Here is a 22,189-nt window from a genome sequence, read left to right as displayed (position 1 = left end):
GAGATTTTCATTTTTAAGCTACCAACAGGCAGAAGTTTGAGAGGCAGAAGACAGAAGAAAAATAATTGACCAATAAGATCATCTTCCAATATTCTGAGGAAAGGTTGCCTGATAAGCAAACATCTAAGGAACATCTTCTAAATAATTGCAATACAGGAATTTTTATTCTGAATCAGATAAAACGCTCTGCTGACTTCATGCAATCTCTGTTATTAAACTCTTTAAAAGAAAGAGTTGTTTCCCTCATATTGGCAGAGAAGGATTGTATTTTCTCATTTAACCAAAGTATTCTTTGAGTCTTTGAACCTCTGTATTTAAAATTAACAAAGAAACATAAGTAATATTTGGCGGATCAGCGCTCAGCTCTGCTGCTTTGCTCGTCAAAGAATCCGCAGCACCTACAAACCACATCATATATGCTAAACAGGATTATTAAATACTTTCTGGAAAACAAGCTGGTCACCATGCTGGTGCTCATCAGTCTGGTTACCTGGGGGGTGGTAACTTCCCCGTTTGGATGGAAAATTGACCCCTTACCCTCCAATCCGGTACCGGTAGATGCTATCCCGGATATTGGCGAGAACCAGCAAATTGTTTTCACCGAGTGGAAAGGCCGGTCGCCTCAGGACATAGAAGACCAGATCACTTATCCACTTACCACTTATTTACTGGGAATTCCGGGAGTCAAGAGCATCCGAAGTTCCTCCATTTTCGGATTTTCCAGCATTTACGTCATCTTTGAGGAAGACGTAGAATTCTATTGGTCACGCTCCCGTATTCTGGAGAAACTCAACTCCATACCGTCGGGACTATTGCCGGAAAGCGCTCAGCCCACACTGGGGCCCGATGCCACAGCACTGGGGCAGGTTTACTGGTACACCCTTGAGGGACGTGACAAGGAAGGTAACCCTACAGGAGGCTGGGACTTACACGAAATCCGGACCATTCAGGATTACTATGTGAAGTATAGTCTCAATTCAGCCAAAGGCGTATCAGAGGTGGCTTCCATCGGCGGCTTTGTCAAGGAGTACCAGATTGATGTCAATCCAAGTGCACTTAAGGCCTACAACATACCTTTGTCGAAAGTCATGATGGCAGTGAAGAAATCGAACCGCGATGTCGGAGCCAAAACGGTTGAGATCAACCAGGCAGAGTATCTGGTGCGAGGTATTGGCTACATCAAAAACATCGAAGACATAGAGCAGGCCGTAGTATCTGTGAAGGATAATGTTCCGGTACGGATAAGCGATGTGGCCAAAGTGTCGCTGGGGCCGGCCTCGCGGCGCGGAGCGTTGGACAAAGACGGTGCAGAAGTGGTGGGTGGCGTTGTTGTGGCCCGTTATGGAGCCAATCCCCTGGAAGTCATCAACAATGTAAAAGACAAGATAAACGACATTGGCCCCGGATTGCCGAGTAAGACTTTAGCAGACGGCACCGAAAGTCAATTAACCATTGTGCCGTTCTACGACCGGTCAGGCCTGATTTATGAAACTCTTGGGACACTGGAAACAGCCTTATCACTGCAGATTCTCATCACCATACTGGTAATTATTGTGATGATATACAACCTGCGGGCTTCGGTTATGATATCAGCATTGCTACCCATTGCCGTGCTGATGGTGTTCATAGCCATGCGCTACTTTGGGGTAACCGCCAACATCGTAGCACTTTCTGGAATCGCCATTGCCATTGGCACGATGGTCGATTTAGGGATCATACTGTCTGAGAACGTGATCAAAAATATTGAAGAAGCACCGCCCGAACAGAAGTTGATCACCACTGTTTACAAGGGTGCGTCAGAAGTATCCTCAGCCATCCTGACAGCAGTATCTACTACCATCGTCAGCTTCATTCCGGTATTTACCATGCAGGCTGCCGAAGGAAAATTGTTTGGCCCGCTGGCATTCACCAAAACATTTGCGCTGGTTGCTGCTCTATTTGTTTCGTTACTGATTCTTCCTACTCTGGCACACTGGTTTTTCGGATTCCGAATCAAAAACCGCAATGTGTCCAAATGGGGCAATGTGGCACTTGCAGTTGTTGGATTAGTGGCACTAATTTTTGGCGCTGAATGGGGCGGTACAGTATTGCTGCTTTTCGGTATCACCGGATGGGCGAACCAACATTACAGTGTGTCCTCTCGTGAAGATAATAAATGGTACCACTACCTGCTGAAACATTCGGCATTGATCATCTCAGTGCTGGCAGTAATCTGGATTCTGTCCACCTACTGGTTACCGCTGGGACCGGCCAAAAGCACGTTTACCAACATCCTGTTTGTAGCCCTGATGGTGGCACTCATTCTGGGATTCTTTATCCTTTTGGAGAAATTTTACAAACCAATATTACGATGGACGCTCGAACACAAAGCCACATTTCTGGCAATCCCTGGATTCCTCATAGTACTCGGATTAACTGTCTGGATGGGCTTCAACACCATGTTTGGATTCATCGCCAAAGGTTTTGATCAGCTCGGATGGAATGTCCGTACCACCACGGTGTGGTCAGGGCTGGCCCACTCCTTCCCCGGCATTGGCGAAGAATTTATGCCATCGCTCGACGAGGGAAGTTTCCTGCTGATGCCCACATCCATGCCTCACTCGGGAATGGAATACAACCTGAAGGTATTGAAGCAGCTCGATATGCTGGTCACCAGCATTCCTGAGGTGGAACTGACCGTTGGAAAACTGGGACGTGTGGAATCAGCACTTGACCCTGCGCCGGTATCTATGTACGAAAATGTGATCAACTACAAACCGGAGTATGCACTGGATGAACGCGGGCACCGTACGAGGTTCCGCACCGATGATGAAGACCGTTTCATCACCAGTCACGGGGACACTTTGAACAATCAGGAAGCACTTGAGAAAGGCATCACCAAAGCCGATTTGATTCCCGATGAAAACGGGCTGTTCTTCCGCAACTGGCGTGAGGAAATTCAGACTCCGGATGATATTTGGGACGAGATTGTAAAAGCCACCAAAATACCGGGTGTCACATCCGCACCTAAGTTGCAGCCCATCGAAACACGTCTGGTGATGTTGCAAACGGGTATGAGAGCTCCCATGGGAATCAAGGTTTATGGCCCCGACCTCAAAACCATTGAGGCGTTTGGAATGAAACTGGAATCCATCCTGAAAGAGGTACCATCGGTAAAAGCCGAAGCCGCCTTTGCCGACCGCGTCATCGGGAAGCCATACATACATCTGAACATCAATCGTAACGCGATTTCAAGATATGGCTTGAATGTGGAAGATGTTCAGCAAACTATTGAAACGGCCATTGGCGGCATGAAGATTTCTACCACAGTTGAAGGCCGGGAGCGATTCCCGGTTAGGGTGCGTTACCCCAGGGAACTGCGGGAAGACCCCGAATCATTGGGTAAGATTCTGATGTCCACCCCCACTGGAGCGCAGGTTCCGCTAAATCAGCTGGTGAATGTGGAATATGTTCGCGGCCCCCAAATGATCAAAAGTGAAGAGACCTTTCTCACCAGCTACGTACTGTTCGATAAGCGGGAAGGCTTTGCCGAAGTGGAAGTGGTTAACGATGCACAAAATGCGATTCAGACCGAAATCGACAGCGGAGAGCTGAAAGTTCCATCTGGTGTGAGCTATAAATTCTCCGGAAACTATGAAAACCAGATAAGGGCCGAGAAGCGGCTCTCCATCATCGTTCCCGTGGTGTTAATCATCGTCTTTCTGATACTCTATTTCCAGTTTAAGTCGGTGACCACCTCGTTGATGATCTTTACCGGTATTGCCATGGCTTTCAGCGGTGGATTTATTCTGCTCTGGTTTTACGGACAGGATTGGTTCATGAATTTCCAGGTCTTTGGCACCAATTTGCGAGAACTGTTTCAGATGCAGACCATTAATCTCAGTGTGGCCGTTTGGGTGGGCTTCATAGCCCTTTTCGGACTTGCCACCGACGATGGAGTTGTTATGGGAACATACCTGGATCAGAGTTTCCGTCGCCATAAACCCGAAAGCATTGGTGCCATCCGTGGAGCCATTATGGATGCAGGCCTGCGTCGTATTCGCCCGGCAGTGATGACCACAGCAACAACAATTATTGCGTTGCTTCCGGTACTCACATCCACCGGAAAAGGCTCCGATATTATGGTGCCAATGGCCATCCCAGCATTTGGAGGGATGATTGCAGCAGCTGTAACCTATTTCATTGTGCCTGTGCTGTATAGTTTGAGGGAGGAAAACCGCCTCCCCCCGACCCCCTCCGAGGGAGGGGGAGAAAAAAGACAGGTAGCCAACAAAAAAGAATAATAATATGAGATCAAAACAATTAATACTTATAGTGGGATTAGTCTTTCTGGGATTGACAGGCAGCATTGCCCAATCCCTGGAGGACTATTTCCGCACTGCAGCAGAGAACAATCCCGGCCTGCAGGCCAAATACAAGACATTTGAAGCGGCTCTTCAAAAGGTTCCTCAGGTGAGCTCGCTGCCCGATCCCACATTTACGTTCGGGTACTTCATCTCACCGGTAGAAACCCGCCTGGGGCCTCAGGAAGCCAAATTCTCGCTTTCGCAGATGTTTCCATGGTTTGGGACACTCAAAGCAAGGGAAGATGCTGCAACCCTGGCCGCAGAAGCAAAATTTCAGGAGTTTGTGGATGCCCGCAACCAACTTTATTACGAGGTGGCTGCTGCTTACTATCCGCTTTACAAACTCAGTGAGTGGAAGCAGATAGAGCGGGAGAACCTCGAAATTCTGAATTCATACAAGGAGATTGCCACCCGTAACTTTGAGAATGGCAAAGGTGCCATGGTAGATGTCCTGAGAGTGGATATTATGCTGAAAGATGCTTCCACAAACCTGGAAATTCTCAACCAGGAGGAGAAACCTTTGCTCACCAGGTTCAACAAAATGCTGAACAGGTCTGCAGAGGAAAAGGTAACCATCGAAGTGGTGGAAAAGACAGACACAATGACGGTTCATTTAAACAAGGATTCGCTGATGGAACAGCATCCGGTTTTGAAGAAGCTGGAACTGATGCGTCAATCAAGTGAAGCTGAAGAAACAGCTGCCCGAAAAAACGGATACCCCAATCTGGGGCTCGGCCTTGACTATGTAGTGGTAGGCGGACCCACAGATATGCAGGTGGAAGACAGCGGCCGGGATGTGATCATGCCTATGATATCGGTCTCCATCCCCATTTTCAGGAAGAAATACAATTCCGCGGTCAAAGAAGCACAGCTAAAACAGGAAAGCCTGGCACTCCAAAAAAATCAGTTTACCAACAATCTGATTTCAAAATATGAAAGTGTTTGGTTTGACATCAACAAACAAGAGCAACTCATCAGGCTGTATGATCAACAAATCGATGAAACCCGCCGGGCCCTGAAACTGTTGACAACAGCCTATGCCAATTCGGGGAAAGATTTCGAAGAAATTTTGCGCATGCAGCAGGAGTTGTTGAAATACGAAAAGAAAAAAGTCGATGCCATAAGCAAGTATAAGACCGCTGTGGCAAGGATGGATTATGTCTTGGGGGCCCCCTAAATTCCCCTAAGGGGGACTTTCCTGACCACAATCACTGGCAAGGGGGGCATCGCAAAACGATGAACAGCAGATAATAAAAAGTAAAGACGCAAAACATTGCGCCTCAACAACAAAACTAAACGCCATGAACAATAATAAAGTAAAGACGCAAGATCTTGCGTCTCAACGAAAAAAAACAATAAAAACCACAGGAATCACCCTGGCAGCGGGGATATTACTTGGCTGGCTCCTGTTTGGCGGCTCGGGAGGAGAACAGGCGCAAGAAGAGACCTCTCAGCACGATCATACAGCCGAAGAAACTACATGGACCTGCTCCATGCACCCACAAATCAAGCAACCCGATCCGGGTGATTGTCCCATCTGCGGAATGGAGCTGATCCCGTTGGAAGAAGATGATGGAGGAGCTGATCCAGGAGAAATAAGAATGTCACCTACAGCGATGCAACTGGCAAGCGTTCAAACCCAAAAAGTTACAAAAGGAACTGCTCACAAAACAGTGCGCCTTGACGGTAAAGTAGAAGCTGATGAGCGGGAAGTGTACTCCCAATCCTCGCATGTGCCGGGAAGAATAGAAAAACTGACCATCAATTTTACGGGACAGTATGTAAAAAGGGAAGCCCCTGTTGCTTATGTCTATTCTCCAGATTTGGTAACTGCACAGGAGGAACTATTCGAAGCTCGGTCTATCAAAGAGGCTCAGCCGGAACTTTACAGGGCATCCTATGAAAAGCTCAAAAACTGGAAACTCACCGATGCACAAATTAAGAATATTCTTGACTCCGGAGAGCCTCAGGAACAATTTCCGGTTTTGGCAGATGTATCCGGCTATGTAACAGATAAGCTTGTTAACATGGGGGATTACATAAAGCGCGGACAAGCCATTTACAAAATAGCTGATCTATCATCAATATGGATTTTGTTCGACGTTTACGAAAGTGATATTCCATGGATCGAGGAAGGCAATGAAGTAACTTTTACGGTCTCCTCCCTCCCGGGTGAAACATTCTCAGGCAAGATTGATTACATCGACCCGGTAATTAATCCTAAAACAAGGGTGGCCAAAGCCCGTGTGGAAGTCAACAATTCCAATCTTAAGCTAAAACCGGAAATGTTTGTTTCTGGTGAAGTTGAGGCCGGCCTCAGCAATGAGGAAGAAAACATCGTTGTTCCGCAATCAGCAGTCATGTGGACAGGAAAACGTTCAGTGGTGTATGTCAAAAAGAGCTCTGAAGACAACGTAAGCTTTATTATGCGAGAAGTATTGTTGGGACTTGATCTGGGCAACAGCTATATTATAGAAGAAGGGCTGGAAGCAGGAGAAGAAATTGCCGTCCATGGCACCTTCAGCATTGATGCTGCAGCGCAATTAAGCGGAAAACCCAGCATGATGAGTCCTGAAGGAGGAGAACCTGCCACAGGACACGATCATGGCACAATGTCCTCCGGGGAAATGGAAAGCATGAAAGAGGCAAGTCAGAATCCTGAAGACCAGGAAATCCCAGACTACGAATCACCACTGCAATTTAAAAAGCAACTGACGGCATTTTTTGATCAGTACATTGAAATGAAAGATGCCATGGTGGCCTCCAACGCTGAATTAGCAGCATCAGAAGCCAAAGAGGCCCTTAAGGCGCTTGGAAACATCGATATGGCTCTGCTCAAAGGAGATGCTCACATGTTTTGGATGGAAAATCTTGACAAAATGGAATCTGCATTGACAACCATTAGCGAATCTGATGATCTGGAATCACAAAGAGCAGCTTTTGTTGATTTCAACCCTTTTTTATACAGCAAAGTCAAAGCTTTCGGACTGGACGAAAAAACCGTTTATTTTCAGTTTTGCCCCATGGCTAATGACGACAAGGGAGCTTACTGGCTGAGTACCGAAGAGAACATCCGCAACCCCTATTATGGAGATATGATGCTGGAATGCGGAGAGGTGAAAGAGACATTAGAGTAGAGACGCAAAATTATGAGTCTCTCAATCCCAACCCACATTTATTAAATCAATTTTTAAACACAAAAACAAGAATGTTATGAAACGTAAAATGTTAAGTCTGTTAACCATGCTGCTGATTGGAACAGTAGCGGTATTTGCACAAAGCAAAACCGAGAAATTTGAAGTAAAAGGAAATTGCGGCATGTGTGAAAAACGCATCGAAAAAGCTGCAAAGTCCGTTGAAGGAGTTACCGAGGCAGAATGGGACAAGGAAACCATGATGGCAAAAGTGGTCTTTGACGATTCTGAAACTTCACTGGATGCAATTCAAAAAGCAATTGCAAAAGCCGGTCATGACACCGGAAAGCACAAAGCTTCTGATGAAGTTTACAACAATCTTCCCGGATGCTGCAAGTATGATCGTTCCGAGTCGAAAGATGACAAAGATGATCACCACGGGCACCAGCACTAAGAGCACGGGGCATGGAGCAGGACCTCATGTGCCTTGTCCATGCCCCATGCCCCCTATCCAAGATCCCTTCAAACAATCCCTCAGTCCACTTGTTCCACTTACAAAAGCACTGATTATGAAAAACTTCACTTCAACAAAACTCATTTTCCTGCTTTTGATTGCTACTGGTTTGAGTGCCTGTAATGCACAAGGAAAAAGTAATGCCCAAAACGGATCAGGCAATGCAAGCAGCGATTTTTCGCCTGATATTGAAATCGAGTTGACCGCTCAACCGGTTGCTATGCAACTTCTGGACGGTCCAAAAACAAATATTTTCCAATATGAAGCCAGGCTTCTTAAAGGGAACGACAGCAATCTCTCAGAAATACAAGGGTCTTACCTTGGTCCGATCATCCGTGTAAAGCATGGACAAAAAATCAGGGTTATTTTTAAAAACAATCTTCCCAGTGAAAGTATTATTCACTGGCACGGATTACACATTCCTCCTGAAATGGACGGACATCCCATGCACGCTGTTGATAATGGCGAGCAATATGTGTATGAATTTACGGTGGTTGACCGTCCGGGGACCTACTGGTTTCATCCCCATCCCGATAAAATCACCGGTCCTCAGGTATATCGCGGACTGGCAGGATTATTCATCATTGAAGATGAGAAGAAGCAGTTACCTTCAGGAGCATACGACCAACCTTTGGTTATTCAGGACAGGTCTTTCGATTCAGACAATCAGCTGATTTATTTAGAAGGTAGTCCTATGCAAAGAATGCAGGGCTTTCTGGGAGATCAGATTTTCATCAACGGACAAAAGAAATTGACTCAGGATGTTAATAAGGGCACTTACAGGTTTAGAATTCTCAATGGTTCCAATGCCCGCATCTACAAGCTGGCATGGAGTGATGATTCAGATATTAAGGTCATCGCCACCGATGGAGGGTTGCTCGAAAAGCCTCTTAACAAACCTTACCTAATGCTGGCACCGGGAGAGCGGGTAGAGATTTGGAAGAATTTCTCAGCCTGCAACTCAGGCGAAAAAATAACGCTCGAAAGCCTAACCTTCAACTCAGGAACCTCCATGGGCCGCATGGGTAGTGGCGGAATGATGGGCAACATGGGAGGAGGCATGATGGGAGGAAATTCCTCTTCCGAAAATGGAGAAGCCATGCCATTGTACACCTTTAATGTTACCGGGGATAAAGGAAAATCTCTGGAACTTCCACAAACACTCTCTAAAATTGAGGAGATTGCTGCTGTTGATGCCATAAATTATGATTCTCCAAAACAGTTTCATTTCTATCATGAACGCATGAACTGGGTCATCAATGGCGAAACCTTTGAAATGGAAGAAGTTGCTGACTGGGAAAAAGTTAAACTCAACACCACAGAAGTCTGGCAGTTCATAAATGGCGATGATGGAAGTGGAATGGGCATGATGCAGGACATGATGCAACTCCCCCACCCTGCACACATACACGGCCTGCAATTTCAAATCATCGAACGTGACATCTCAGAAATGAATGCTGATGTTTGGAACAGCGTAAAGGATGGCTTCATAGATAAGGGCTGGCAGGACACCTTCCTATTGATGCCCGGAATGAAGGTAAAAGTTGTTATGAGTTTCAGGGACTTTACCGGCAAATACATCTATCACTGCCACAATCTGGAGCACGAAGACATGGGTATGATGCGGAATTACGAGGTACTGCCTTAGACAATATTCTAATTAAAAAACAAAGACTATGATGCAAGGATTTGGACATGGCTGGGGCATGGGCTTTGGCTGGATTATCGGAATTGTCATTTTACTGCTAATCCTCTGGCTGGCCTTCAGGACTTTTCGCCCCGGCGAAACAAATCAGACTTCTTCTATCCAAAAATCACCTTTAGACATATTAAAAGAGCGCTTCGCCAAAGGTGAAATTGACAAAGAAGAGTTTGAACAGCGAAAAAAAGATTTAAAGAATTAGGTGTGGCGGATTCTTTAACAAGTAAAGCAGCAGTGCTGAGCACCGATCTGCCACATAAAGCCCGCAGACACCATTCAATAATACAATTCACACGGGGAGACCACTGAAAAATTCAATAATCTAAAAAACTCCTTTTATGCAACACGACCATAAAGACCACACTTCATCTCAACACAATCATGGTCACGATAACCAGAAAGAGCATCAGGACCATGATCATCAACATAAAGACCACTCAAAACACAACCATGACGGGCACAATCATCAGCACCACCAGGGAGACCATAATGGACATGGTGATCATGAAGGACATGGCGGCCACGACCATTCCCAACACCATGCCATGATGATCAAAGATTTCCGGAAACGCTTCTGGATTTCCCTTGCCCTCTCTATCCCTATTTTGATTTTATCCCCCATGATTCAGGGTCTCCTGGGCTTTGAGTTTTCACTGACTCAGGGCGCAGACAAATATCTTTTATTTGGCCTTTCTACCATCGTTTTTTTCTACGGTGGCTGGCCCTTCCTTACCGGATTAGTTGACGAGTTGAAAAAGAAACAACCCGGTATGATGACCCTCATTGCGGTGGCCATCACCGTTGCCTGGGGATACAGCACTGCTACTACTTTCGGACTTGAAGGAAGTACCTTCTTCTGGGAGCTGGCAACCCTGATCGATATTATGTTGCTGGGACACTGGATTGAGATGAAATCAGTTATGGGCGCATCTCAATCGCTTCAAAAGCTTGTAGCCCTCATGCCATCAGAAGCTCATCGTCTTAAAGATGGAGAAACCGAAGATGTAAAGGTGGATCAGCTGAAAAAGGAGGACAAAGTTTTGGTTCGTCCGGGTGAAAAAATTCCTGTAGATGGTGTGATCACAGAGGGAGAAAGTAGTGTAAACGAGTCGATGGTTACCGGAGAATCCAAGCCGGTTAAGAAATCCAAAGATGACAAAGTAATAGGCGGGACCATCAATGGCAATGGTTCGCTCACCGTTGCGGTAGAGCAGATTGGTGAAGAAGCTTACCTCAAGAAAGTCATCAATATGGTGAAGGAAGCCCAAAATAAAAAGTCGAAGACCCAGAATCTGGCAGACCGCATAGCTGCCTGGCTTACCATCATTGCCCTGACCATTGGTTTTGGAACGCTGGCGACCTGGCTTATTGTAGGTGAAAGTTTTGTGTTTGCACTGGAACGGATGGCCAGTGTTATGGTAATAACCTGCCCCCATGCTCTGGGACTGGCAGTACCTCTCGTGGTAGCCATTTCCACCTCATTATCGGCCAGTAAAGGTTTGTTGATCCGCAACCGGACAGCATTCGAAAACTCACGCAAAATATCGGTTCTGGCGTTTGACAAGACAGGAACACTAACTAAAGGAAACTTTGCTGTTAGTCGGTATGAATCCCTTTCTGATAAATATGAGAAAGAAGATGTCATCAGACTTGCCGGGGCTTTAGAATCTAAATCGGAACACCCGCTGGCCACAGGAATCATACAAAAAGTAAAAGAACTTGATCTTAAAGTCCAGGAAGTCGAAGATTTCAACGCCATCAGCGGGAAAGGTATTGAGGGCATGGTTGAAAATCAAAAAGTGAAGGTGGTCAGTCCCGGCTACCTTAAAGAAAACAATATAGAAATTCCGGAAAACCAGGAAGAAAACCAACAGGAAACAGTGGTTTATGTTCTGGTAAATGACAAGGCAGCAGGGGTTATTGCCCTGGCTGATGAGATCAGACCCGAATCATACAAAGCCATTGAAACACTGAAAAAGAATGGCATTAAGGTGATCATGATGACCGGGGACAATGAAAAAGTGGCAAAAGCAGTAAGCGACGAACTCAAGTTAGATGACTATTTTGCAGGCATTTTGCCCGATCAAAAACTGGAGAAAGTTAAAGAATTGCAGGATAAAGGCGAATTCGTAGCCATGACCGGAGACGGGATCAACGATGCCCCTGCCCTTGCCACTGCGAATATAGGAATAGCTGTAGGATCGGGAACCGATGTGGCTGCCGAAACGGCAGATATCATATTGGTAAACAGCAATCCACAAGACATTGCGTCACTCATCACCTTTGGTAAAGCCACTTATCGCAAAATGATTCAGAATTTCGTCTGGGCCACAGGCTACAACGTAGTGGCCATTCCGCTGGCAGCTGGTGTTTTATACAGTGCAGGCATACTGATTAGTCCGGCTGTAGGTGCAGTTCTTATGAGTTTAAGCACGGTTGTTGTGGCCATTAATGCACAGCTGCTGAAGCGCAAGCTGAAGTAGAAGCACAGAGCATGGAGTCTGGGGCATAGAGCATGGCGCAACAGCTATGTACACCGTGCTCTTTGCTCCTTGCCTCACCTCTTATTGTTGAACACTTTAAAATCAATTACAATGAACTATTACATCGAAACAACACTCAACACAGACTTTGAATCTGCAGTAGAAAAAACCAAAGCAGCCTTAAGCGAACAGGGCTTTGGCGTACTATCTGAGATTGACATTCACGAAAAGCTGAAAGCAAAGCTGGATGTGGACTTCAGAAAATATAAAATTCTGGGAGCCTGTAATCCGCCCAATGCCTATAAAGCCTTGCAACAGGAAAACAAAATAGGCACCATGCTCCCCTGTAACGTCATTGTGCAGGATTTGGGTGACGGCAAAACGGAAGTAGCAGCAGTTGACCCGGTAGCGTCTATGATAGCTGTTGAGAACGACAAGCTGGCTCCCATTGCAGAAGAAATTAAATCGCTGCTTGAGAAAGCCATCAAAGCCCTTTAAGAGCCAGCCATTTTCTGTTTTACCCAAAATCCGCAAAGAATGATTGAAAAATCGCGGTAATCCCTGCGGATTCGATTAAGTAAATCATCTCATTTGGACTCATACTTCACCCAAATAAGTGATTTTCTAAATCGGGGTTAACCTATTTCCTACAACGGTTTTTAAAGAGAAATGTAAAACATTTGCGGAAATTTGAGGTTCAGAAAAATAGTTGACAACACCTCCGTTTTGCACGAACTTAGTGATTGCCCAGAGCTGGCGACAGATCATAGGGCCATCGGAATTGTTATTCCGTACTGTTTCCGGCTCCGGGTTTCATCCGTATAAAATTTGTTTATTAAGGTCGGATGGAATTCGCATACAAGAGTTTTTTTACGTTAAGACACATATTTGTTTCATCAAACAACAGAAAAGAAAGGAGGTTGTGGAGAATGGTTTCAATATCAGCAATAACAGGGCTTTCCATTTTCTGGATTCTCTCAGCCTTATTACTGGTCCTGATCGTTTGGCTGATTCTTAAAATGGCCGGAGGAGAATCTGAATTCAATTCCGTAATCTCGCGGATAAGAAAACGTTACTACGAGGGCGATTTTGAAGATGAAAACGTAGATGAGCGTTTGCATCATCTGATTTAAGCTCCACTCAGGAAACTCTTTTTCGCCACTAAAACTCAAAACAACAAGGTCCAAAGTCAGCCTTTCCATCTTTAAGTTGCTTTAGGTTTTAGTGGCTTTTAAAACAAAATCACCTTTTCAATTGACTGACTCTACTCTGAACCAGTCAATATCTGCATTCCCGGCATCATTGATCATCCCGTCGCGCAGGGCAAAGTAGCCGATCTTAGCACCAATCCAACGACCTTCAACAGCCTGAAAAGGTTGTCCCACAGTTTTAAACCGACGACCGTTTTCACTGAAACTAAAAGAACACTCAGCCTCATTATTAACTTCAATACGCAGGTAAATAGTATTGTTCTTCACTTCCTCTTCGAACAAGACTTCTTCTTCACCCCCTTTTCGGGCTCCATTACAACGAACCACCCGGGCCATCAATTGTCCCTCTTTTTGCATCAGAGAAATATACTGGTATGAGTCACCCATCACAATAAATCCAAGTTCTTCACCATCGAAACGATGATTGAACGTAAGTTTGGTCGTGACCATAAATTCATCAGAAGGGAATTTCTGCAACAACATATTGGGCACACCCCACAGGTTTTGAGCTCCTTCGGGCCGTGGACGACAGTTAAGCCGATAAAATCCCAGATTACCGGAAGGAAAACCATATTTCAGTTTAGGATTGGCATGCCATTGCCATTGCACCCCGGTGGTATGTCCATTAAATTCATCACGATCCGGGGGTGTTACAATCCTCCATTCGGTATCGATATCAGGCTTTTTATGAGTCAACACCGGTTCGCCAACACCATTGCCATCAAAGTCCTGCCCCATCACAGGCCATCCTTCTTTCCAACTCATGGGCTGCATGTGAACGATGCGGCCATAGGCTGCCTTATCCTGAAAATGCAAAAACCAGTACTCTCCTTTCTGTGTCTCTACCCAGCCACCCTGATGAGGGCCATTGATATCTGTTGATCCCTGCTCAAGAACCCGCTTAACTTCATACGGACCGAAAGGACTTTTTGATCTCAACGCCAGTTGCCACCCTTGCGTAACCCCTCCTGCAGGAGCAAAAATGTAATAGTAATCATCATGTTTGTAAAACTTAGCCCCTTCCACTGTAGGATGGTCATCATGACCATCGAAAACCATCACGGGTTCTCCGATAAGGCTCTTTCCATCAGGTGTCATCTCCTGCACAATCAACACCGATTTTAGTCCGGCACGGCTCCCGGCAAAAGCGTGCGTCAAATAAGCCCTGCCATCATCATCCCAGAGTGGACTGGAATCGATAAGTCCTTTCGCGGCTTTCACCAAATGAGGCTTACTCCATGGTCCGTGTGGATCTTTCGCTTTAAGCATATAAATACCGAAATCAGGATCACCATAATATATGTAGAATTCACCATCATGAAACCTGAAAGAAGGAGCCCATACACCATTTCCATGCTGAGGGTCTGAGAAATGCACTTCAGGATATTGAATGGGTAAAGCATGCCCTATCAATTCCCAGTTGACAAGGTCTTTGGAATACAAAATGGGCAATCCGGGCACACAGTTAAAACTCGAAGCCGTCATATAGTAATCATCCCCCACACGACATACATCAGGATCGGAATAATCGGCGTGAATGATAGGATTTTTGTAGGTTCCGTCACCCTGATCAGCGACCCACACTTCTGAAACTGGCCCATTCTGAGCTTGGACAATGGGAAAACCCACCATCAGAAGTGCCAGTGATTGAAGTAGTTTATTCATTATACTTTGTTTTATTTTTTTATTACTTAAACACTAAAAAAGTTCAGAATTGGGTCTATAGGCTGGAAACTGAATGTTAGAGATTAATAGAGAGGCTGTTAGCTCATTGCTCATTGCTGAAATTTGTGATATTACACCATTAATCCAGAATCAGAACAATTCAACAACCAGCACAGAATCGCGGAAACACGAAACTCAAAACTCAAAGTCCCCCCTGGGAGGATTTAGGGGGCCCTGAAAATCCCAGTTGTCCTCCCCACTGAATATATTTTCCGGGGTATATTTCTTCGCTTCATCATCGGTTAACTGATGAGACCAGGGCACACGATCCGTGAGAGCTGCTCCCGGGCCATGAGATTTATATTCTGCATAATAAGCCGTTTTCTCTTTGTCTTCACTGCTCCAATTGTGCCATCCCTCCGGCTTAATGTGTTTATCCAGAAAACAATTCACAAAAACGGTCTGCGCATAAGGTCTCCAGGGACGTCCCAGGTAAAATGAATTTTCAGGGGTGTCACCTGTTATTCGACAATTTAGGAAAACAAACCCATATTCAGTCTCTTCATCTGTTGAGGCTGCAGTAATGTAACCATGGTCTTTGCAGAATATCTCACACTCATCGAAAACGGCGGTTGACCAGCCAAAAATAAAATCCACAGTGCCTTCAATGTAGCAGTTTTTGTAATACTGCCGACTGTTCTTCCCATGTGGATAGAGCGTATCCTGATGACCAAGAAATCTGCAGTTCTCAAATACAATTCGATCTCCGTCCACCCGAACAGCCACCGCCTGTCCGACAGCTCCTGCGGAATTTTCAAAGGTAATATTGCGGGCGGTAAAGTCATTTCCAAAGACAAAGAACCCCGAAGAGCCTGTAGTGCCCATCTCCTCGCCAAATTGATTCAATTTTGAAGCATAATCATCATTGGTAATAATGGTCTTCAACTTATCTTCTCCAATAAAAGTCACATTGTTTTTTGAAGCGGGAAGCACCAGTTTTTCTTTGTAAACACCGTTCTTAATGAAAATAGTTGTGCGTTGTTTCCTGAAATCAGGTACCGCATTGATGGCTTCCTGAACTGTTTTAAAATCACCGGAACCATCTCCAGCCACAATAAAATCCTGAGCAGATGTGCCAGAAACAAACATAAAACCAACCCATACAAAAATCCACTTGAGCTTCATAAAACATCAATTTTGGTTTTCCTATTTATATTGCGATACAATTTTACAACCAACCAGCCATTTTGATGGGTTACAAATTGTCTTTAAAGTGTGTACAAATAACCTCCCGGAAAGAAAACCTGAACATTCATCTAATTTTTCATGACAAAATTCAGATTTCAGCCGTTTGAGCTGTATCTTTGTCTCAAAATAGATTTAAAAATCAATAACGAAGGACTGTGAGTCACAAAAGAGAAGTCATTTTAGTTAATATCAGCGGTGAGGACAAGCCCGGTCTTACCTCAGCCCTCACCGATATCCTGGCCCAATACAATGTGAACATTCTGGATATCGGCCAGGCCGTTATTCATCAGGATCTGGGTTTGGGTATCTTATTTGAAGTGCCTGAAAAATCAGAATCCTCTCCCATATTAAAAGATCTCCTTTTTAAAGCTTATGAGATCGGTCTCAATGTGAAATTCACCCCCATTACAGAAGAACAATATATTGACTGGGTGGGTCGCCAGGGAAAAGAGCGTTATATTATTACGCTTTTGTCACCCAAGCTAACAGCCATTCAGCTGGCTGCAGTCACAAAAGAGATTGTAGATCAAGATCTGAATATCGATATAATTTCAAGGCTTAGCGGCCGAATCCCCCTTGATGACGCTCAGGGAAAAGTAAAATCTGTCGTCGAATTTTCAGTAAGGGGAACTCCAACCAATATTGAGAAGATGAAAACCCGTTTCATTGAGATCGCTGGATCAAGCGGAGTTGACATCGCTTTTCAGGAGGATAATATTTATCGAAGGAACCGAAGACTGGTCTGTTTCGATATGGACTCCACACTTATCCAGGCTGAAGTGATCGATGAACTTGCCCGTAAGGCCGGAGTTTATGATGAAGTCAGTGCCATCACAGAATCAGCAATGCGGGGCGAAATTGATTTTGATGAAAGCTTCAGACAACGAGTGGCATTGCTGGAAGGTCTCGAAGAATCGGTAATGCAGGAGGTTGCAGAATCACTTCCCCTCACCGAAGGAGCCAAAAGACTATTTCAGGTACTCAAAAAATATGGTTACCGAACGGCTATTCTTTCAGGTGGGTTCACCTATTTTGGGAATTATCTGAAAAGCAAGCTCAACATCGATTATGTTTTTGCCAATGAGTTGGAAATAAAAGACGGAAAGCTTACCGGTCGCCATATTGGAGAAATTATCAATGGACATAAAAAAGCTGAACTATTAAAACTCATAGCCTTCAAAGAAGATATCAATCTGGCACAGGTAATAGCCGTAGGTGACGGCTCCAATGATTTACCGATGCTCCGGGAAGCAGGCCTGGGAATCGCGTTCCATGCCAAACCCAAAGTTAAAGCATCTGCAAGACATGCCATTTCAACCATTGGGCTGGATGCCATCCTATATCTGCTGGGATTTAGAGACCGGGAGATTAATTTATAAAAAATAACGTTGCCGTGGCCATAAACTGTTAGAATTAATTAATGAGAAGTCTGACAGGCAGAAGGCAGAAGAAAAATTCATTAAAAAGGAGATGCACTAAAAAGTGTGTCTCTTTTTTTTTGTAACAAAAAACACATAAAATCAATCTATTTGTAACTTTTTGAAAAGTTTTTGTATCATTTTATAAGTTTTTTATTGGTATTTTGTATTAATTCATTACTTTTGCTTCTATAATAATTACAATTAATCAATCACAGAAAAAATTAAAAAACCGACTACCATGTGTGGATTTGCTGTTTACACCGGAGATGACCAGATGCTGAGGTTGCAGATGGCCCATGATTTCAGGAGCCTGCAATACCGGGGGCCCGATAACACCATCATGAAAGACCTGGGCAATAATGGCTGGATAGGCTTTCATAGACTGAAAATAATGGATCTCTCCAATAATGGTAATCAACCGTTGGAATACAAGCACATTAAGTTGGTATGCAACGGAGAAGTTTACAACTTTAGGGAAATTCGGAAAAGCTTCGAAGGAACTTTTGACTTTCAATCCTCAAGTGATTGTGAAGTAATGATCCCCCTTTATCTTGAAAAGGGAATAATCGGGATGTCTCAGTCTTTGGACGCCGAATTTGCCTGCGTCATATACGATGAGAAGAAAAATAAATATATGGCAGCACGTGATCCAATTGGGATTCGCCCATTGTTTTATGGATACACTCCCGAAAAAGAAATGCTGTTTGCCAGCGAAATGAAAGCACTTCATCAAATCTGTGAAGAAATACATCCATTTCCTCCGGGTTATTGCTATGATGGAAAAGATTTCATCAGCTATTGCGACATTGCCAAAGTAGATCAGTTCCATGATGATGAACAGGACTCCATTTTTAAAGAAATCAACCATCGACTGACACGTGCGGTGGAAAAGCGCATGGATAGTGACGCGCCTCTGGGTTTTTTGCTAAGCGGAGGGCTTGACTCAAGTTTGGTATGTGCTTTGGCAGCCCGTATGACAGATAAGCCTATCCGTACCTTTGCTGTCGGTATTGAAGATGGCCCCATCGATACCAAATATGCCCGTCAGGTAGCTGATTATATTGGTGCCGACCATACAGAAGTGCTTTTTTCGCGTCAGGATATCTTTGACACACTGAGCACTTTGATCTACAACACCGAAACATGGGACATCACGACCATCAGGGCTTCTATGGGGATGTATTTAGTGAGCAAGTACATACACGAAAATACAGACATTAAGGTCTTGATGACCGGTGAAATAAGTGATGAAATTTTCGGTTACAAATACACCGATTTTGCTCCAACGCCAGAGGCATTTCAGCAAGAAGCCGAGAAACGATTGAAGGAAATATATATGTATGACGTTCTCCGGGCCGACCGTTGCATTTCATCAAATGGCCTGGAAGCGCGTGTCCCGTTTGGAGATCTGGATTTTGTTAAGTATGTAATGGCTATTCAACCCGAAAAAAAGATGAACTATACGGGCATTGGCAAATACCTGCTGCGCAAAGCGTTTGAAGGAGACTTACTACCTCACGATATTCTTTACCGGGAAAAGGCCGCCTTCTCTGACGCCGTTGGACACAGCTCTGTGGATTATCTGAAAGGCTACGCCGAAGATCTTTACAGCGATGAAGATCTTCAGCGGGCAAGGGCAAAATACACTTTTGCCACTCCAATATCCAAAGAATCCTTGATGTACCGGGATATTTTTGAAAGTCACTTCCCCGGAAGGGCCGATCTGATAAAAGATTTCTGGATGCCTAACAAAACATGGGAAAACTGCGATGTGGATGACCCAAGCGCAAGGGTTCTTCCCAACTATGGGAAAAGCGGAGAATAGCCCCTAAGGCCCCCTAATCCCCTCAAGAGGGACTAAGAAAAGGGAGTTTGAGTTCACCCTGTGAATAGGCATGCAGGAACAGTTGTCACAAAGTTCTGAAATGAAAGTACCTCAGTCGCGGATGCAGAGGGCAGGTCCCTGAAAGGGGCCAATTTAAATAACCCCGGGTAATGACCCGGGGTACAAAGGACAAGTGGACCGGGTCCCCGAATGGGGGCCAACAATTAATTTTGAGGACAAAAGCAAAGTCCATTTTCGACTTACTCAAACAACTAAGTAAAACACACAAAACACACGCTTTTAGGTGGTTGCATTTTCACATAGATAAAAAAACCAGTTCATTAATGTTAGAGGTTTTGGACTCGGATAAGTCCGGAGGCCTAAGGGTGTTGACTTCCCTGAAGCTTCCGGTTTATTGAATTGAACAGACAAAATACCGTAGATACCTAAACTGTGAGAATGAAAATCCGGAACACCCGTTATTAACCGGCGGGAATGGTTCCGGATTTACTATTTTTAAACCGAATGTGAGGCAACAATATCTTAATCTCTTTTGCGTCGTCTTCTTTTTTCCACCACACCACAAAATTTACCACTGCCTCAACTGGCAGATATCCTTTTTGATTCAAATCATCAATAAAGTTCTGAAATCCTCTGGAAAACTTCAGCAAAACATGTCCTTTTGTGTTGCAGCAATCATAGCCGTCAATTCGTAAAATGGCTCCTGCTTTAATCCCGCTTATCTCCCGCTGTTTATTCCGATAATAATCGAGCCATACATCACGATGGGTCAACTGGACTGTCAATATTTCCGGCATCTGCCACATCCTTCTATCAGAATACACTTTTAATCCGTCCACTGAAACGAGGTTATCAAGCCAACTACCTTTCAGATGAATGGACAATTGATTTTTTGCCACAAGAGACCTGATAAAGTCACCAATATAGAGATAATCCACCCTGAAATCCTGTCCCCATGAACTGAAACAGTGTGCCTCATCAATTACGAAACGGACTACATTTCGCCCCAGCAGGGCCCGTTCGATCGTGAGAGACCGCAGTGACTCCGGCGAAATGTACAGCAATGAAGCGGATCCATCCTCCACTCTTTCCAAGGATTTGCTTCGCTCTATGGGATCCAAAAGTCCGTTAATAGTTACCGCCTCAGTGATGCCCAGTTTTTCGAGGTTATCCACCTGATCTTTCATCAATGACTGCAGGGGTGAAATCACTACCGTAAGTCCCTTTACTGACTGCCCCTGAAGAAGTGCAGGCAACTGAAAAGTCACCGATTTGCCCCCACCTGTAGGAAAAACTGCCAATAAGGAGTTTCCTTGCAGTGCAGCATCAGCAGCTTGCTGTTCCAGTGGCTTCCTATCATAACTCCGGAAAGAATCAAAGCCAAAAATTTCTTTTAAGCCATAAAGCGCATCCAGCTTATTTTTGCAATACCCACATCCTTCAAAACAAGGCTTATTCCTCATAATTGCAAATACTTTTTCCACCTCCGGCAAACTCCTCAAAACCCAGGGAGGTGTAATAGAATAACGACTCTCACTATTGATCAGTGACAAGGCATAAGCCATTTCAACAGGATATTCATCCACCAGTTTTTCCACTGGCACATGTGCACATATCTGATTTGAAAAAACTTTTCGTATGATTCCCGCCAGGTCATTTTCTATGGTGGAGTAACCAATATATCTGAAAAAAGCAGAAAACCCGGTTTTATCATTAAGCAGCAAGTAAAAGATTTCTTTCAGCGATTCAGACAGAAGATAAAAAGCAGAAATTTCATCGTCTAATAATATACGCGCTTTAATAGCATCGTTTAGTGGATTGTTGGCATCATCATACTCCAACTTATCATCTTTCACCAGTGAATGATAGGGTTTGGACGGAAACAACAGCGGAGACCAGAATAAAGTATCGATGAGGTGTTGGCTACCGAAGCCCAGTGGTTCCAGATATTGTTTAAGAAACATCCAGTCATGTTTCACAAAATTGTGCCCACATAAAAACGGCTTTTCTTTTAGCAAAGGTAAGAGATCAGAAACAGAGGCAGAATGAACCTGTCGTCCTTCCGCGTCAACATATCCTACATCAAGAATTTTACCGGTTCGGACATCGGTTTCAACATCTATAAATGCAATGGTGTTCATAGTCTGCTGAATGCACAGGTCATAGTTGTAAACAATCAAATATAACTATTTTAGTCCTAAACCCCTCATACAACAATAAAGATGACGCATTCAATGAACTGCCAGATTATTTATTCACCTAAGACAAAAAAAATAAATATGTGACACGAAACACACTATCAATCATCAAACCAACAAAAAATCGGAAAATCTTTCCATTCCAGGAATAATTCAAGGCCAAAAAAACACTTTGAACGATGGTCTTTTCCATCTTTTTCCTATCTTTGCACCGCATTTGAGCAAAATGGTCCGGTAGCTCAGCTGGATAGAGCAACAGCCTTCTAAGCTGTCGGTCGTGGGTTCGAATCCCGCCCGGATCACAAAATATAACCGCAATTCTTTATATTAAAAGGAGTTGTGGTTTTTTGTTTTTATGGCTGCACCCTGATTTGCACCCTTAAAATATTTTGCACCCTTTTTGTATCCAAATAGTTTAATC

The 22,189-nt window shown here is 44.4% G+C and carries 14 protein-coding genes and 1 tRNA gene; 12 read left to right on the top strand and 3 right to left on the bottom strand.

Going from position 1 to position 22,189, the window contains the following annotated elements; translation table 11 throughout:
* The first annotated feature begins 416 nt into the window (after positions 1 to 416).
* The 9 genes from W7W_RS0118730 to W7W_RS0118690 all read left to right on the top strand — a co-directional run bounded on the left by W7W_RS0118730 (position 417) and on the right by W7W_RS0118690 (position 13,312).
* A complete protein-coding gene (locus tag W7W_RS0118730) occupies positions 417 to 4,283 on the top strand; it encodes an efflux RND transporter permease subunit (protein WP_010665186.1) in 3,867 nt (1,288 codons plus the stop codon).
* Positions 4,284 to 4,287: 4 nt separating this feature from the next.
* Entirely contained in the window at positions 4,288 to 5,523 is a 1,236-nt protein-coding gene (locus W7W_RS0118725) for a TolC family protein (RefSeq protein WP_010665185.1), read from the top strand.
* 124 nt (positions 5,524 to 5,647) lie between these two features.
* Complete coding sequence (locus W7W_RS0118720) at positions 5,648 to 7,483, top strand: efflux RND transporter periplasmic adaptor subunit (protein WP_010665184.1); 1,836 nt, start codon at positions 5,648 to 5,650, stop codon at positions 7,481 to 7,483.
* A 76-nt stretch (positions 7,484 to 7,559) separates the two neighbouring features.
* A complete protein-coding gene (locus tag W7W_RS0118715; RefSeq protein ID WP_010665183.1) occupies positions 7,560 to 7,934 on the top strand; it encodes a heavy-metal-associated domain-containing protein in 375 nt (124 codons plus the stop codon).
* Between the two features lie 115 nt (positions 7,935 to 8,049).
* The gene (locus W7W_RS0118710; protein ID WP_010665182.1) at positions 8,050 to 9,642 is read left to right on the top strand and encodes a multicopper oxidase family protein; all 1,593 of its coding nucleotides are present in this window, start codon (positions 8,050 to 8,052) and stop codon (positions 9,640 to 9,642) included.
* A gap of 28 nt (positions 9,643 to 9,670) precedes the next feature.
* On the top strand, positions 9,671 to 9,898 hold the full coding sequence (locus tag W7W_RS0118705) for an SHOCT domain-containing protein (RefSeq protein ID WP_010665181.1): 228 nt from the start codon (positions 9,671 to 9,673) through the stop codon (positions 9,896 to 9,898).
* Between the two features lie 136 nt (positions 9,899 to 10,034).
* On the top strand, positions 10,035 to 12,179 hold the full coding sequence (locus tag W7W_RS0118700; RefSeq protein ID WP_010665180.1) for a copper-translocating P-type ATPase: 2,145 nt from the start codon (positions 10,035 to 10,037) through the stop codon (positions 12,177 to 12,179).
* Positions 12,180 to 12,290: 111 nt separating this feature from the next.
* Entirely contained in the window at positions 12,291 to 12,677 is a 387-nt protein-coding gene (locus W7W_RS0118695) for a DUF302 domain-containing protein (RefSeq protein ID WP_010665179.1), read from the top strand.
* Positions 12,678 to 13,108: 431 nt separating this feature from the next.
* Entirely contained in the window at positions 13,109 to 13,312 is a 204-nt protein-coding gene (locus W7W_RS0118690; protein ID WP_010665178.1) for a hypothetical protein, read from the top strand.
* A gap of 117 nt (positions 13,313 to 13,429) precedes the next feature.
* On the opposite strand, the gene W7W_RS0118685 is transcribed toward W7W_RS0118690, so the two are convergent.
* Positions 13,430 to 15,055 (bottom strand): glycoside hydrolase family 43 protein, encoded by a 1,626-nt coding sequence (locus tag W7W_RS0118685; protein WP_010665177.1) that lies wholly within the window; start codon positions 15,053 to 15,055, stop codon positions 13,430 to 13,432.
* A gap of 195 nt (positions 15,056 to 15,250) precedes the next feature.
* Complete coding sequence (locus W7W_RS0118680; protein ID WP_010665176.1) at positions 15,251 to 16,240, bottom strand: pectinesterase family protein; 990 nt, start codon at positions 16,238 to 16,240, stop codon at positions 15,251 to 15,253.
* 218 nt (positions 16,241 to 16,458) lie between these two features.
* Here W7W_RS0118680 and serB point away from each other — a divergent pair, with 218 nt between their 5' ends.
* Complete coding sequence (serB, locus tag W7W_RS0118675) at positions 16,459 to 17,682, top strand: phosphoserine phosphatase SerB (protein WP_010665175.1); 1,224 nt, start codon at positions 16,459 to 16,461, stop codon at positions 17,680 to 17,682.
* Positions 17,683 to 17,962: 280 nt separating this feature from the next.
* Entirely contained in the window at positions 17,963 to 19,549 is a 1,587-nt protein-coding gene (gene asnB, locus W7W_RS0118670; protein ID WP_010665174.1) for an asparagine synthase B, read from the top strand.
* Between the two features lie 482 nt (positions 19,550 to 20,031).
* Here the strand turns inward: asnB and W7W_RS22510 are convergent, their stop codons facing one another.
* On the bottom strand, positions 20,032 to 21,750 hold the full coding sequence (locus tag W7W_RS22510; protein WP_010665172.1) for a DEAD/DEAH box helicase: 1,719 nt from the start codon (positions 21,748 to 21,750) through the stop codon (positions 20,032 to 20,034).
* Positions 21,751 to 21,996: 246 nt separating this feature from the next.
* On the opposite strand from W7W_RS22510, the gene W7W_RS0118650 reads away from it, so the two are divergent.
* Positions 21,997 to 22,070 (top strand) — tRNA-Arg (locus W7W_RS0118650).
* Positions 22,071 to 22,189: the final 119 nt, after the last annotated feature.

This window comes from Marinilabilia salmonicolor JCM 21150 (assembly GCF_000259075.1).
Taxonomy (GTDB): domain Bacteria; phylum Bacteroidota; class Bacteroidia; order Bacteroidales; family Marinilabiliaceae; genus Marinilabilia; species Marinilabilia salmonicolor.
The sequence above is the reverse complement of the archived record's forward strand: the minus strand, read 5'-3'. Positions and strand labels throughout refer to the sequence as shown.